This is a genomic window from Streptococcus mitis SK575 (assembly GCF_000257865.1).
Classification (GTDB): Bacteria; Bacillota; Bacilli; order Lactobacillales; family Streptococcaceae; genus Streptococcus; species Streptococcus mitis_CQ.
Genome location: NZ_AICU01000036.1, coordinates 1 through 14,928, shown reverse-complemented (window position 1 = coordinate 14,928; position 14,928 = coordinate 1). Strand labels below are relative to the sequence as shown.

The following is a 14,928-nucleotide window of genomic DNA, read 5'->3' as shown; positions in this document are numbered from 1 at the left end:
CTTTGATTTTCATTGAGTATAAACTAAACAAGAGCAAATTTTTAAAGGTGATTTTTCAAAGTAACTTCCACTTGCCTGACCGAAGTGGAAGTTAGTCTGAAATGGATTTTTATGATGGAATTAAGTATGAGACGTGTGATTTTTTCAGAAAATTTTCTAAAATAAACAGGATTTGTTTGACATTTGTTTGAAAATTCTGTAAAATGAATTATTATATCGTTAAAGGAGAATATATATGGAAAAACAGAAAACATTTTTTGGACATCCTATGGGCTTGTCCACCCTCTTCTTTACAGAGATGTGGGAACGCTTTTCTTACTATGGGATGCGAGCTATCCTACTTTACTATATGTACTATAGTGTGCAAGATGGTGGATTGGGAATGGATAAGACCACAGCTGCATCGGTTATGGCGATTTATGGCTCGCTGGTATTTTTGTCCTCGGTTGTCGGTGGTTTTGTCAGTGACCGTATTTTAGGAAGCCGTAAGACTGTCTTTTACGGTGGGATTTTGATTATGCTAGGGCATATTGCTTTGGCAACACCTTTTGGACAAGTGGCTCTCTATCTTTCTATTGCCTTGATTATCTTTGGTACTGGATTTTTAAAACCCAATATCTCAGATATGGTTGGGGGAATTTATGAGAAAGAGGATGATAGACGAGATGCAGGTTTTAGTATCTTTGTCTTTGGTATTAACTTAGGTGCCTTCGTTGCCCCTTATCTAGTAGGTTATCTAGGTCAGGAAGTCAATTTCCATCTAGGTTTCTCATTAGCTGCCGTTGGGATGTTCTTTGGTCTGGTGAAGTATGTTTTAGATGGGAAGAAATACCTGCCTGAATCAAGTCTTTACCCCACTGATCCCCTTTCACAGAAGGACCAGCAGACATTGATTAAACGCTTGCTGATTACACTTGTCATGGTTATTCTCGTGGTTATAGGTTTAGTCTTTACTCACCAGTTTAACGTGGATATGATTGTTAATATCTTTACAGTGATTGCGGTAATCATTCCAATCTACTATTTCTTCAAAATTTTATCTAGTCATAAAATAACTGCTACTGAGAGATCCCGAGTGTTTGCCTACATTCCTTTATTTATCGCTGGAGTACTCTTCTGGTCTATTGAGGAGCAGGGATCTGTTGTTCTCGCTCTATTTGCGGATGATCAAACTCGACTTTACTTTAATGTATTTGAGAATCAGATTCATTTCCCATCTAGTTTCTTCCAAAGTATCAATCCACTTTTCATTATGATTTATGTGCCGATTTTTGCATGGTTGTGGGGAAAAATGGGTAAAAAGCAACCGTCCTCTTCTAAGAAATTTGCTTACGGTTTATTTGCAGCAGGTTTATCCTTCTTGTGGATGATGTTACCAGGAATGCTCTTTGGGACAGATATTAAGGTCAGTCCTTTCTGGTTGATTATGAGTTGGGCTATTGTGATTGTGGGGGAAATGTTGATTTCGCCTATTGGTCTATCAGTTACTACTAAGCTAGCACCAAAATCCTTCCAAGCACAAATGATGTCTATCTGGTTCTTGAGTAATGCAGCTTCCCAAGCTATCAATGCTCAAATTGTAAAATTTTATACAAGCGAAACTGAAGTGGCTTACTATGGAATTGTTGGAGGAATTACGATTGTATTCGGTATTATCTTACTCTTCTACGTTCCACGTATTGAAAAACTAATGTCTGGTATCAAATAGAGAAAAACTGGAATTTCTGTAGGAATTTTAAAAGTTAGATCAATTATTTATTCAAAGGATTTAGTTCTGTATTGTATAGGGCTAGGTCCTTTTAGTTTGATTAATACTCTTCGAAAATCTCTTCAAACCGCGTCAACGTCGCCTTGCCGTACATATGTGACTGACTTCGTCAGTCTTATCTACAACCTCAAAACAGTGTTTTGAGCAACCTGCGGCTAGCTTCCTAGTTTGCTCTTTGATTTTCATTGAGTATAAAACTCACGATGTTTCTGCTTTTCCTAGTGGACATTTGTCTACTTTTTTTATATAATAAAACTAAACCATAATGGTTGAGTTTTGAAATTATGGATTCAAGCATCGATTAGTCTTTCTAAGAGAGATAATGTCCATTAAAGCATCATAATAGGAGGTGAAGTATGTATCAACCAGAAAAATTAAAGGCTCGGAGGAAAGAGTTAAAACTGACACAGAAGGAAATTGCAGAGCAACTTGGGATTAGTTTCCAGGCTTACTCAGCTTGGGAACGTGGAATCAAAGAACCGTCTAAGGAGAAGGTGTCCCAGTTAGAGAACATTTTAAAGGTACCCAAAGGATATTTTACTCAGATCGAGATTGTCCGTCTCTACCATAGCCTCTCCAAGCAAGGGCGGGAGAAGGTTGTTCTCTATGCTCGCAACCTGGCTCAAGAGGAGCAAGCCCAGAAAGTGACAGCTATGCCAGAGCGCCTCTACGAGTACCGTGTTTATGAACGCATGTCAGCAGGGATTGGAGCTTCGGTCTACGATGATCGGAATTTTGATACGGTTTACTTTAATGAGGAGTTGGCTCATGATTTTGCGTCATGGGTGTCTGGGGACTCCATGGAACCTAAATACCAAAATGGTTCAGTGGCCCTGATTCGAGAGACAGGATTTGACTATGACGGGGCGGTTTATGCAGTGGTTTGCAACAACCAGACCTATATCAAACGGGTCTATCGAGAGGAGAATGGCTTGCGTCTGGTATCGATCAATCCTAAATACAAGGACATTTTCATCTCCTACGAGGAAGATCCTCGGATTGTTGGCATTATCGTTGGGAACTTTGTGCCGATGGAGGGCTAGCCTATGGGCTACTTTGATTATTCCAGAGAACCCAAAAGTGACATTGCCTTTGTCGATATGAAATCTTTTTATGCTAGTGTTGAGTGCGTGAAAAGGGGCTTACATCCGCTGAAAACTTCGCTTTGTGTTATGAGTCGCGCGGATAACTCAACTGGTCTTATCCTAGCCTCCTCTCCCCTATTTAAGAAGATTTTTGGCAAGTCAAATGTTGGTCGGGCCTATGATTTGCCTTTTGATATCAAAACGCGAAAATTTTCCTATTACAATGCTAGAAAGCAGGGGTTGCCTACTGATTCAGACTATGTTCGCTACATCGAAGATTGGGCTCAAGTGACCTTGATTGTGCCACCTAGGATGGATGAGTACATCGCAGTCAATATGGAAATCCAGCGAATCTTTCAAAACTATGGCAGTCCAGATGATATTTATCCTTACTCTATCGATGAGGGTTTTGTTGACCTGACTAGTTCGCTCAACTATTTCATCCCAGATAAGAGTCTTTCTCGCAAAGACAAGCTGGATATGCTTTCTGCTCGTATTCAGAGGGATATTTGGAGGCAGACAGGGATCTACTCTACAGTGGGCATGTCAAATGCTAATCCTTTACTGGCCAAGTTGGCTCTGGATAATGAGGCCAAGCACACTCCGACCATGAGGGCCAACTGGTCTTACCAGGATGTGGAAGAGAAGGTCTGGTCCATTCCCAAGATGACCGACTTTTGGGGAATTGGCAGGCGGATGGAGAAGCGCTTGCATGCTCTGGGGATTTTTTCTATCAAGGAATTGGCAACCAGCAATCCCGACCAGCTAAAGAAAGTTCTGGGTCAGGCTGGTCTGCGTTTGTGGTTTCATGCCAACGGGATTGATGAGAGCAATGTTCATAAGCCCTATAAAGCCAAATCAAAGGGCTTGGGGAATTCTCAAATCTTGCCGAGAGACTACGTGAAGCTACGGGATATTGAAATTATTCTTCGAGAAATGGCGGAGCAGGTAGCTATTAGATTGAGAAGGTCTGGAAAGAAAACAACCCTTGTCTCTATCTATGTCGGTTTCTCTAAACAGGAGGTTAGGTCGTCTATTCACACACAAATGAAGGTCGAACCTACCAATAATACAGCTGTCTTAACGGATTATGTTTTGAAGCTATTTCATGACAAATACACTTCTGGAGCAGTCAGAAGTGTCGGAGTAAACTATTCAGGCTTTGTAGACGAGTCATTTGGTTTGATATCTCTCTTTGATGATGTTGACAAGTTAGAAAAAGAAGAAAGGCTCCAGACGGCCATTGACTCCATTCGGGAACAATTTGGTTTCACTTCTCTTTTAAGAGCCAATGCACTGGAAGAAGCCTCTAGGAGTCTTGCCAGAAGCAAGCTGATTGGAGGTCATTCTGCTGGAGGATTAGATGGACTAAAATGATTGATCGTTCTTATTTACCTTTTCAATCTGCGCGAGATTATCAAGATCCAGGTATGCAGAAGTGGATGGGGTTTTACCTTTCAGAACATACTAGTTCGCTTAGTGAAGAAAAAAATCGGGTTGTTTTTTCAACAAATTTGAACCCAATTGAGAAACTGAACTTGCTTTCTCAGCTTTATGTTGGCCAACTTAAGGGACGCTTTGTGGTAAAGGAAAAGAAGCAGAAAATCACTATCATCGGTGTGGTGAGAGAGTTATCACCTCAGACTCTATCTATTAGGACAAACGAGGGATATAGGTTGATAGAGGTTGCAGATGTCCTCGAAATTCGACCGTGGGAGGAGGGAGTTTATGACTAGAAAAGAGCTGTATGAAAACAAACTACAGATGGATTATTTTTCAGATAACTATATTCATTTTGAAGAGGATTTTCAAAAATATTCTGCCATGAACGTACCCTTGACTTTCTTGATTGATGACATCCTACGAACCATGGCGATGAATCAGAAAAACTACTTTGTCTTAAACAAGGAAAATGCCAAGGATGGGCGGGAGCATAGCTTTTATTTTAGGGTGGTAACGGAAAAAGCGTGTCCTAGAAATAGGACCTATGTATATGCTGGGGTTAAAAATAGTGTCTAGTATTGAATTGTCTGCTATGAATGTATCATTTTTACAACACTTCATGTTTCATATCATGGGGTGTTTTTCTATTTAAGTCAAAGCCCATCAAAAAATCTCACTATTCATTAGGCTAAAGGAAACCTAATCATAGTGAGATTGTGAAATTATAGTAGGGCTTGTATGGCCTCTTCAATTTGTTGTGGGTCTGTTTTTGAAGAGAAGCGTTCAAAGACTTGCCCATCACGATCGATGAGAAATTTAGCGAAATTCCATTCGATTCGTTTTCCTAGTGGGCCAGATTTTTGTTCTTTCAACCAAACATAGAGGGGATCTGCCTCCTTACCGTTGACCTTGATCTTGGCAAAACGTGGGAAAGTGGTTTGATAGTGTAGGCTACAGAAGGCGTTGATTTCCTCTGCGCTGCCGGGGGCTTGTCCCATAAACTGATTGCAAGGGAAGTCTAAAATCTCAAAACCTTGGTCTTGATAGCGGTCATAGAGTTCTTGGAGAGCTTGGTACTGGGGTGTTAAACCACATCCGGTAGCAGTGTTGATAACCAAGAGAACTTTCCCACGATAGGCATTTAGTGGAGTTTCTTGATTGTCTTGGTTCAAAACTGAAAAATCGTATAGTGAAGTCATTGCTTGCTTTTCTCCTTCTGTTTGGTATTTTTAGGAGTTTTCTCCTCCTGTAGTGATAGAAATCCGTAGGTGAGGGTTCCAAAAATGCTGCCGATAATCAGGCCATACATTAGGAAAGGACCACTTTTATCAAATTGCATGAGCAACTTTCCAAAATCTGGAAGGGACATCTGCTGAACGAAGACTTTATGAAAGATGAGTAAGGTAAAGAGGCCAATCTGAAGACCGATAAACACAATCCAGCTTCGGAATTTGATTTGGGCTTTGCTGTAGGTTTTGAGGATAATTTCTGACTTGTCATCTTTTTCCAGATGGAGTTCTTTGACGGCTCTTTGAGTTTTTAAAGTAATGAAAAAAATGAGTCCAGAGTAAACGTAGGGCATGGCATAGCGAACGGCCTCTATGAAGCGTCCAAATAACAGATAAAACAAGAAGAGGAAGAAGGAAGAATAAACGATTTGAACCATAGAACGGGCACAAGCCTTGTAGATAATCTCTTGTCGGCATTCATCAAAAGGGCCCTGAATGTGAAAGAGATTTCGAAGTAGGCGAGTGGTGAAGTCTTCTTTTTTCATACTAGTAACCTCCTAAATGAGCGGTTTTACTGACTTTCTTTTACGAATTGATAGAGATAATAAAGATAAGTGATAGATGATAAGCTAGCGATAGTTAGCAGTATATAATATTTCCAATTGCTTGAAATGAGCGTCAGTTGTGGTAAAGATATAATCATAAAGCACAGTGCTAAGTTGAGTATGCGTGTTTTTTGGGAGTCAATCTTTAGATAAGTTAGTCCTTTGTTGAGGGCTGGAATAAAGACTAGAAGGAGGAATATCTCGCTGAATGGCAAGTTCCCTGAAACGATGATGAAGATGAGAAGAGAACTGAACAAAAGATGATAGGTAAGTAAAGTTAGTAATGATTTCATAGGTACCTCCTAATCCTGGTCTTTTTTAGCTCTTGCAATACGAAGTGAGTCGACAATATGTATCATCACTCCGAAAAAGAAAGCTCCCAGTATAGTTTTAAAAATATGTTTTGTATTTAGAAGAGAAGTGATAAAATTTGGATTTTCACTTGTTAGGGTATCAATGGGTTGAATTATAAAAAATATTATTGTTCCATAAATCGAACCTGCTTTCAGACCAGGATAACGTAACTGTTTCTTTTCTTTTTTCATAAGGCACCTCCTAATTCTCATCTTGATCTTTCTTAGCTTTTTCAATGCGACGGGAGATGAGGAACTGTATGCTTGCTCCGAAGAAGATAGAACCGAGAATGCTTGATACACCATTTCTTATAGTGAGAAGAGAATGGAAATAGTCCTGACCTTCACCTATGAGTATACCGAGAAGAGGAGTTATAAAAAACATCCATAGACCAAAGAACAAACCTGCTTTCAGACCAGGGTAATGTAGTTGCTTGCTTTCTTTCTCACTCAGCATATCTGGATCAATAGCTGTAATCCCTGTTTTTTTCATTTGGTAGGTGAGATATCCAGCAACTATGAGGGCAATCACTAAAATCAGAGGAGGATAGACTAGAGCCACTAGCTGAGGATATTTATAGGCCAGAAGGAGTGGAATAAGATTTCCGAAAATCATCAGATAAAAGAGGATGATAAAGACTTGATTGCCGATACGATCAGCCTCGCGTCGTTTGTATTCGTCAAGTGGATCAGAAATACTGTAAGTGCGTTTGATGAGTTTTTCCGTGAAGGTTTCTTTTTTCATAAGTTGGCTCCTTTTTTAAAAATTATCCTCCCAAAAGAGACTGTTGAGGTCAGTTTGGAGGCTACGGGCGAGATTGAGACAGAGTTCCAGAGTTGGGTTGTACTTGTCGTTTTCAATCATATTGATGGTTTGTCTCGAGACACCGATATCCTTGGCGAGTTCGAGCTGGGAAATGCCCAGTTCCTTGCGAAATTCTTTCACACGATTCATCTGTTCTCCTTTCTGATTTGTGTCGTATATATTTGACTATATTATATTCTTCTATAGAGCGAATGTCAAGCATATTTGACATATTTCTTAAAGAAATCTTACTTGTTTTTGCCCTATTTGTCTGACTAGTGCAAGCTAGTCAGATTTGTGGTAAAATAGATAAGATATGACAAAAGAATTTCATCATGTAACGGTCTTACTCCACGAAACGATTGATATGCTTGATGTGAAACCTGACGGTGTTTACGTTGATGCGACCTTGGGTGGAGCAGGCCATAGCGAATATTTATTAAGTAAATTAAGTGAAAAAGGCCATCTCTATGCCTTTGACCAGGACCAGAATGCCATTGACAATGCGCAAAAACGTTTGGCACCTTACATTGAAAAGGGGATGGTGACTTTTATAAAGGATAACTTCCGTCATTTACAGGCACGTTTGCGCGAAGCTGGTGTTCAGGAAATTGATGGAATTTGTTATGACTTGGGAGTGTCTAGTCCTCAATTGGACCAGCGTGAGCGTGGTTTTTCTTATAAAAAGGATGCGCCACTGGATATGCGGATGAATCAGGAAGCTAGTCTGACAGCTTATGAAGTGGTGAATCACTATGACTATCATGACTTGGTTCGTATTTTCTTCAAGTATGGTGAGGATAAGTTTTCTAAACAGATTGCGCGTAAGATTGAACAAGCACGTGAAGTCAAGCCAATCGAGACAACGACTGAGTTGGCAGAGATCATCAAGTCGGCTAAGCCTGCTAAGGAGCTCAAGAAGAAGGGCCATCCTGCCAAGCAGATTTTCCAAGCTATTCGGATTGAAGTCAATGATGAACTGGGAGCTGCAGATGAATCTATCCAGCAGGCTATGGATATGTTGGCTCTAGATGGTAGAATCTCAGTGATTACCTTCCATTCACTAGAAGACCGCTTGACCAAGCAATTGTTCAAGGAAGCTTCAACGGTTGAAGTTCCAAAAGGTTTGCCTTTCATCCCAGATGATCTCAAGCCTAAGATGGAATTGGTGTCCCGTAAGCCAATCTTGCCAAGTGCAGAAGAGTTAGAAGCCAATAACCGCTCGCACTCAGCTAAGTTGCGCGTGGCCAGAAAAATTCACAAGTAAGAGGAAAAAATGGTAGATAAGAAAGAAACAACCAGTCAATTCTTGCAGAATCGTATCAAAAAATTCTCACGTGTGGAGAAGGCTTTTTATCTTTCCATCGCATTTACAGCTCTCGTTTTAGCAGTGAGTATCATCTTTATGCAGACACGACTTTTGCAAGTGCAAAGTGATTTGACGAAAATCAATGCGCAGATAGAGGAGAAGAAAACAGAGCTGGACGATGCCAAGCAGGAAGTGAATGAATTGATTCGTTCAGAGCGTTTGAAAGAGATTGCAGATAAAAAAGATTTGAAATTGAATAATGAAAATATCCGAACAGCGGAGTAAGATATGAAATGGACAGAAAAAATAACCCGATTTGCGATCAAAAATCGTAAATCTCCAGCAAAAAACCGTAGGATAGTTGGTAAGTACCTCAGCTTTGTAGCGGTTGCCCTTTTTGGTCTCTTTTTGGCCAATTTTGCTTATATTATCGCGAAAGGTAATATATTTGGTACTGACTTAGTAAAAGAAGCTAAAAAGGTTCACCAAACAACCCGAACAGTTCCTGCCAAGCGTGGAACTATCTATGACCGAAATGGAGTGCCTATCGCAGAAGATGCGACCTCTTATAATGTCTATGCTGTTATTGACAAAAAATACAAGTCAGCAACGGGAAAAATTCTTTATGTAGAGGATTCGCAGTTTAATAAGGTAGCAGAAATTTTCCATAAGTATTTGGATATGGATGAGGCTTATGTGAAAGAGCAACTGGCTCAACCAAATCTGACCCAGGTTTCCTTTGGTGCAAAAGGAAATGGGATTACATATGCCAATATGATGGCTATTAAAAAAGATTTGAAAGATGCTAGTGTGGAAGGGATTGACTTTACAACTAGCCCTAACAGAAGTTATCCAAACGGACAATTTGCTTCTAGTTTTATCGGTCTAGCTCAGCTCCATGAAAATGAAGATGGCAGCAAGAGCTTGCTGGGAACCTCTGGAATGGAGAGTTCCTTGAACAGTATTCTTGCAGGGACAGACGGTATTATTACCTATGAAAAAGATCGTCTGGGTAATATTGTCCCTGGAACAGAACAAGTTTCCCAACAAACGGTAGATGGCAAGGATGTTTATACGACTATTTCCAGCACCCTTCAGTCCTTCATGGAAACCCAAATGGATGCCTTTCTAGAAAAAGAAAAAGGTAAGTACATGACCGCGACCTTGGTCAGTGCAAAGACCGGTGAAATCCTTGCTACCACCCAACGACCGACCTTTAATGCAGATACTAAAGAAGGAATCACTAAGGACTTTGTTTGGCGTGATATCCTCTATCAAAGTAACTATGAGCCAGGGTCAGCCATGAAGGTCATGACGCTCGCTGCTGCTATTGATAATAATACCTTCCCAAGTGGAGAATACTTCAATAGCAGTGAATTTAAAATAGCGGATGCGACGACTCGAGATTGGGATGTTAATGCTGGTTTGACTACTGGTGGGATGATGACTTTCTTACAAGGTTTCGCTCACTCCAGTAATGTTGGAATGAGTCTACTTGAACAAAAAATGGGAGATGCTACTTGGTTGGATTATCTAAAACGCTTTAAATTTGGGGTTCCAACTCGCTTTGGCTTGACAGATGAATACGCTGGTCAACTTCCAGCTGATAATATTGTTAGTATTGCTCAAAGCTCATTTGGGCAAGGAATTTCAGTGACACAAACACAAATGCTTCGTGCCTTTACAGCTATTGCTAATGATGGAGTTATGCTGGAGCCAAAATTTATAAGTGCTATTTATGATACTAACAATCAGTCTGTACGTAAGTCACAAAAAGAAATAGTAGGAAATCCTGTTCCCAAAGAGGCAGCAAGCACAACTCGAAATCACATGATCTTAGTTGGGACGGACCCTCTATATGGAACTATGTATAATCACTACACAGGAAAGCCAATTATAACAGTTCCTGGACAAAATGTAGCAGTTAAATCCGGTACGGCTCAAATCGCTGATGAGAAAAATGGAGGATACTTGGTTGGTTCTACCAATTATATTTTCTCAGCTGTGACTATGAATCCTGCTGAAAATCCTGATTTTATCTTGTATGTAACGGTTCAACAGCCTGAGCATTATTCAGGTATCCAGTTGGGAGAATTTGCCACCCCAATCTTGGAGCGGGCTTCAGCTATGAAAGAATCTCTCAATCTTCAATCTCCAGCCAAAAATTTAGATAAAGTTACGACAGAATCTTCTTATGCAATGCCTAGCATCAAGGATATTTCACCTGGTGAGTTGGCGGAAGCCTTACGCCGAAATATTGTGCAACCAATCGTTGTAGGTACTGGAACAAAGATTAAAGAGACTTCTGTAGAAGAAGGGACCAATCTTGCACCAAACCAACAAGTTCTCCTTTTATCGGATAAGGTAGAAGAAATTCCAGACATGTATGGCTGGAAAAAAGAGACTGCCGAGACCTTTGCTAAATGGTTGGATATTGAACTGGAATTTGAAGGTTCAGGTTCTGTTGTTCAGAAGCAGGATGTTCGGACTAATACAGCTATCAAAAACATTAAAAAAATTACATTAACTTTAGGAGACTAATATGTTTATTTCTATCAGTGCTGGAATTGTGACATTTTTACTAACTTTAGTAGGAATTCCGGCCTTTATCCAATTTTATAGAAAGGCGCAAATTACAGGCCAGCAGATGCATGAGGATGTCAAACAGCACCAGGCAAAAGCTGGGACTCCTACAATGGGGGGGCTTGTTTTCCTCATTGCTGCAGTTGTGGTGAGTTTCCTCGTCGCTCTTTTTTCGAAACAATTGACCAATAATGTTGGTATGATTTTGTTTATTTTGGTCTTGTATGGTTTGGTTGGTTTTTTAGATGACTTTCTCAAGGTCTTCCGTAAAATCAATGAGGGCCTTAATCCCAAACAGAAATTGGCTCTTCAGCTGCTAGGTGGCGTCATTTTCTACCTTTTTTATGAGCGTGGGGGCGATATGCTCTCTGTCTTTGGCTACCAAGTGCATTTAGGGATTTTCTATATTATCTTCGCTCTTTTCTGGCTAGTTGGTTTTTCAAACGCAGTCAACTTGACAGATGGTATTGACGGTCTAGCGAGTATTTCCGTTGTGATTAGCTTGTCTGCCTATGGAGTTATTGCCTATGTGCAAGGTCAGATGGATATTCTTCTAGTGATTCTTGCCATGATTGGTGGTTTGCTTGGTTTCTTTGTCTTTAACCATAAGCCTGCTAAAGTCTTTATGGGGGATGTGGGAAGTTTGGCCCTAGGTGGAATGCTGGCAGCTATCTCTATGGCCCTCCACCAAGAATGGACTCTCTTGATTATCGGAATTGTTTATGTCTTTGAAACAACTTCGGTTATGATGCAAGTCAGTTATTTCAAACTGACAGGTGGTAAACGTATTTTTCGTATGACGCCTGTGCATCATCATTTTGAGCTTGGAGGATTGTCTGGTAAGGGAAGTCCTTGGAGCGAGTGGAAGGTCGACTTCTTCTTTTGGGGAGTGGGGCTTCTAGCAAGTCTCCTGACCCTAGCAATTTTATATTTGATGTAAGAATAGCACCCTGATATTTCAGGGTGTTTTTGCGTTAAATACACAATGAAAATCAAAGAGCAAACTAGGAAGTGCTCAAAACATAGCTTAGAGGTTGTGGATAAGACTGACGAAGTCAGCTCAAAATACGGTTTTGAGCTTGTAGATAAGACGAAGCTGATGTGGTTTGAAGAGATTTTCGAAGAGTATAAAAAAATTGGTCAATTAAAGTCAAAACTCTTGACCTTTTCTGACTAATGTAGTATATTATGAACGTAAGGTAAATGAGAGCCTTACTAGAACACTTATGCTCAATGAAAATCAAGAACAAACTAGGAAGCTAGCCGCAGGTTGCTCAAAACCCTGTTTTGAGGTTGTAGATAAGGCGAAGCTGATGTAGTTTGAAGAGGTTTTCGAAGAGTGTAAAAAAATATTGATCAATTAAAGTCAAATTCATTGACCTTTTTTGACTAATGTAGTATATTATGAACGTAAGGTAAATGAAAGCCTTGCTAGAACACTTATTTAAAGTAAAATAGAAAGAGGTGGGGTCTATGTTTAATCTAGAAATCTTCAGAAGTAAAGATAGTCTACTCCTGCTTGAAAAAGAAAAACCAGAAATAGTACGTAGAGTAGCAATCTAGCTAGTCTAAATTTTTTAAAATAAAGGTCAAAGAAAGTCAATATCAGTAATAATAAATAACAAAAAGAGGTAAAGAATATGAACAACAACTTTAATAATTTTAATAACATGGATGATTTATTTAACCAATTGATGGGTGGTATGCGAGGATACAGTTCTGAAAATCGTCGTTACTTGATTAATGGACGTGAAGTGACACCTGAGGAATTTGCTCACTATCGTGCAACTGGTCAATTACCAGGAAATGCAGAAGTTGATGGACAAATGCCACAACAGGCATCAGGTATGAAACAAGACGGTGTCCTTGCTAAACTAGGTCGAAACTTGACAGCAGAAGCTCGTGAGGGCAAGCTGGATCCTGTTATCGGACGAAACAAGGAAATTCAAGAAGCATCTGAAATCCTCTCACGCCGTACCAAGAACAATCCTGTTTTGGTCGGAGATGCAGGCGTTGGTAAGACAGCCGTTGTCGAAGGTTTGGCACAAGCTATTGTGAATGGTGATGTTCCAGCTGCTATTAAGAATAAGGAAATTATTTCCATTGATATCTCAGGCCTTGAGGCTGGGACCCAATACCGTGGTAGCTTTGAAGAAAACATTCAAAATCTAGTAAATGAAGTGAAAGAAGCAGGGAATATTATCCTCTTCTTTGATGAAATTCACCAAATCCTCGGTGCTGGATCTACTGGTGGAGACAGTGGATCTAAAGGGCTTGCGGACATTCTCAAGCCAGCCCTCTCTCGTGGAGAATTGACAGTGATTGGAGCAACGACTCAAGACGAATATCGTAACACCATCTTGAAAAATGCAGCTCTTGCTCGTCGTTTCAACGAAGTCAAGGTCAATGCTCCTTCAGCAGAGGATACATATAAAATTCTTCAAGGAATTCGTGATCTCTATCAACAACACCACAATGTTATCTTGCCAGATGAAGTCTTAAAGGCAGCAGTAGATTATTCTGTCCAATACATTCCACAACGTAGCTTGCCAGATAAGGCTATTGACCTTGTCGATGTAACGGCGGCTCACTTGGCGGCTCAACATCCAGTAACAGATGTGCATGCTGTTGAACGTGAAATTGAGGCAGAAAAAGACAAGCAAGAAAAAGCTGTTGAGGCAGAAGATTTTGAAGCAGCTCTAAACTATAAAACACGCATTGCAGAATTGGAAAAGAAAATCGAAAACCACACAGAAGATATGAAAGTGACTGCAAGTGTCAACGATGTGGCTGAATCTGTAGAACGAATGACCGGTATTCCAGTATCTCAAATGGGGGCTACGGACATCGAACGTTTGAAAGATATGGGTCATCGTTTGCAGACGAAAGTTATTGGTCAAGATAAGGCCGTTGAAGCAGTAGCAAAAGCTATCCGTCGTAATCGTGCTGGTTTTGATGAAGGTAATCGCCCAATTGGTAGCTTCCTCTTTGTAGGACCAACTGGGGTTGGTAAGACAGAACTTGCTAAGCAATTGGCGCTAGATATGTTTGGAACCAAGGATGCGATCATCCGTTTGGATATGTCTGAATACAGTGACCGTACAGCCGTTTCTAAGCTAATTGGTACAACAGCAGGATATGTGGGCTATGATGATAATAGCAATACCTTAACAGAACGTGTTCGTCGCAATCCATACTCTATCATTCTCTTGGATGAGATTGAAAAGGCTGATCCTCAAGTCATTACTCTTCTCCTCCAAGTTCTAGATGATGGTCGTTTGACAGATGGTCAAGGAAATACAGTAAACTTCAAGAATACTGTCATTATTGCGACCTCAAATGCTGGATTTGGCTATGAAGCCAACTTGACAGAAGATGCGGATAAACCAGAATTGATGGACCGTTTGAAACCATTCTTCCGTCCAGAATTTCTCAACCGCTTTAATGCAGTTATTGAGTTCTCGCACTTGACTAAGGAAAACCTTTCTAAGATTGTGGATTTGATGTTGGCTGAAGTCAATCAAACCTTGGCCAAGAAAGACATTGATTTGGTAGTCAGTCAAGCGGCTAAAGATTATATCACAGAAGAAGGCTATGATGAAGTCATGGGTGTTCGTCCGCTCCGTCGCGTGGTTGAACAAGAAATTCGTGATAAGGTGACAGATTTCCATTTGGATCACCTAGATGCCAAACACCTAGAAGCAGATATGGAAGATGGTGGTTTGGTTATTCGTGAAAAAGCCTAATA

Annotated in this window: 16 protein-coding genes; 10 read left to right on the top strand and 6 right to left on the bottom strand. The window is 40.3% G+C overall.

Annotated features, from left to right (window positions below; all coding sequences use genetic code 11):
• Positions 1 to 235: 235 nt before the first annotated feature.
• From HMPREF1048_RS05595 to HMPREF1048_RS05575, 5 genes are all read left to right on the top strand, one after another.
• Complete coding sequence (locus HMPREF1048_RS05595) at positions 236 to 1,708, top strand: peptide MFS transporter (protein WP_000414840.1); 1,473 nt, start codon at positions 236 to 238, stop codon at positions 1,706 to 1,708.
• A gap of 416 nt (positions 1,709 to 2,124) precedes the next feature.
• Positions 2,125 to 2,811, top strand: a complete 687-nt coding sequence (locus HMPREF1048_RS05590) for a helix-turn-helix domain-containing protein (protein WP_000284672.1) — start codon at positions 2,125 to 2,127, stop codon at positions 2,809 to 2,811.
• A gap of 3 nt (positions 2,812 to 2,814) precedes the next feature.
• Positions 2,815 to 4,230, top strand: coding sequence for a Y-family DNA polymerase (locus tag HMPREF1048_RS05585; protein ID WP_000540270.1), 1,416 nt, complete (start codon positions 2,815 to 2,817; stop codon positions 4,228 to 4,230).
• Positions 4,227 to 4,589, top strand: coding sequence for a hypothetical protein (locus HMPREF1048_RS05580; protein ID WP_000567216.1), 363 nt, complete (start codon positions 4,227 to 4,229; stop codon positions 4,587 to 4,589). Before HMPREF1048_RS05585 ends, HMPREF1048_RS05580 begins: the two co-directional genes overlap by 4 nt.
• Positions 4,582 to 4,872 (top strand): DUF5960 family protein, encoded by a 291-nt coding sequence (locus HMPREF1048_RS05575; RefSeq protein WP_000196992.1) that lies wholly within the window; start codon positions 4,582 to 4,584, stop codon positions 4,870 to 4,872. The genes HMPREF1048_RS05580 and HMPREF1048_RS05575 overlap by 8 nt, the downstream gene beginning before the upstream one ends.
• Positions 4,873 to 5,018: 146 nt before the next feature.
• Here the strand turns inward: HMPREF1048_RS05575 and HMPREF1048_RS05570 are convergent, their stop codons facing one another.
• The 6 genes from HMPREF1048_RS05570 to HMPREF1048_RS05550 are packed head-to-tail and all read right to left on the bottom strand — an operon-like array spanning position 5,019 to position 7,438.
• Entirely contained in the window at positions 5,019 to 5,495 is a 477-nt protein-coding gene (locus tag HMPREF1048_RS05570; protein WP_000203047.1) for a glutathione peroxidase, read from the bottom strand.
• Positions 5,492 to 6,070 carry a DUF3278 domain-containing protein gene (locus tag HMPREF1048_RS05565; RefSeq protein WP_000711227.1) on the bottom strand — a complete coding sequence of 193 codons (579 nt, stop codon included), beginning with the start codon at positions 6,068 to 6,070 and terminating at the stop codon, positions 5,492 to 5,494. Before HMPREF1048_RS05565 ends, HMPREF1048_RS05570 begins: the two co-directional genes overlap by 4 nt.
• A gap of 26 nt (positions 6,071 to 6,096) precedes the next feature.
• Positions 6,097 to 6,423 (bottom strand): hypothetical protein, encoded by a 327-nt coding sequence (locus HMPREF1048_RS0102215; protein ID WP_000838786.1) that lies wholly within the window; start codon positions 6,421 to 6,423, stop codon positions 6,097 to 6,099.
• 9 nt (positions 6,424 to 6,432) lie between these two features.
• Positions 6,433 to 6,675: a hypothetical protein gene (locus tag HMPREF1048_RS05560; RefSeq protein WP_000711736.1), complete on the bottom strand. Its 243-nt coding sequence runs from the start codon at positions 6,673 to 6,675 to the stop codon at positions 6,433 to 6,435.
• 10 nt (positions 6,676 to 6,685) lie between these two features.
• A complete protein-coding gene (locus HMPREF1048_RS05555) occupies positions 6,686 to 7,228 on the bottom strand; it encodes a DUF3278 domain-containing protein (protein ID WP_000712385.1) in 543 nt (180 codons plus the stop codon).
• A 15-nt stretch (positions 7,229 to 7,243) separates the two neighbouring features.
• The gene (locus tag HMPREF1048_RS05550) at positions 7,244 to 7,438 is read right to left on the bottom strand and encodes a helix-turn-helix transcriptional regulator (protein ID WP_001082471.1); all 195 of its coding nucleotides are present in this window, start codon (positions 7,436 to 7,438) and stop codon (positions 7,244 to 7,246) included.
• A gap of 166 nt (positions 7,439 to 7,604) precedes the next feature.
• Between HMPREF1048_RS05550 and rsmH the strand changes: the two genes are divergently transcribed.
• From rsmH to HMPREF1048_RS05520, 5 genes are all read left to right on the top strand, one after another.
• A complete protein-coding gene (gene rsmH / locus HMPREF1048_RS05545) occupies positions 7,605 to 8,555 on the top strand; it encodes a 16S rRNA (cytosine(1402)-N(4))-methyltransferase RsmH (RefSeq protein WP_000159432.1) in 951 nt (316 codons plus the stop codon).
• Positions 8,556 to 8,564: 9 nt separating this feature from the next.
• On the top strand, positions 8,565 to 8,882 hold the full coding sequence (ftsL, locus tag HMPREF1048_RS05540; protein ID WP_000227824.1) for a cell division protein FtsL: 318 nt from the start codon (positions 8,565 to 8,567) through the stop codon (positions 8,880 to 8,882).
• 3 nt (positions 8,883 to 8,885) lie between these two features.
• Positions 8,886 to 11,138, top strand: a complete 2,253-nt coding sequence (pbp2x, locus tag HMPREF1048_RS05535; protein ID WP_000872182.1) for a penicillin-binding protein PBP2X — start codon at positions 8,886 to 8,888, stop codon at positions 11,136 to 11,138.
• Position 11,139: 1 nt separating this feature from the next.
• Positions 11,140 to 12,120, top strand: coding sequence for a phospho-N-acetylmuramoyl-pentapeptide-transferase (gene mraY, locus HMPREF1048_RS05530; RefSeq protein ID WP_000470803.1), 981 nt, complete (start codon positions 11,140 to 11,142; stop codon positions 12,118 to 12,120).
• 700 nt (positions 12,121 to 12,820) lie between these two features.
• The gene (locus tag HMPREF1048_RS05520; RefSeq protein WP_001063418.1) at positions 12,821 to 14,926 is read left to right on the top strand and encodes an ATP-dependent Clp protease ATP-binding subunit; all 2,106 of its coding nucleotides are present in this window, start codon (positions 12,821 to 12,823) and stop codon (positions 14,924 to 14,926) included.
• The last annotated feature ends 2 nt before the right edge of the window (positions 14,927 to 14,928 follow it).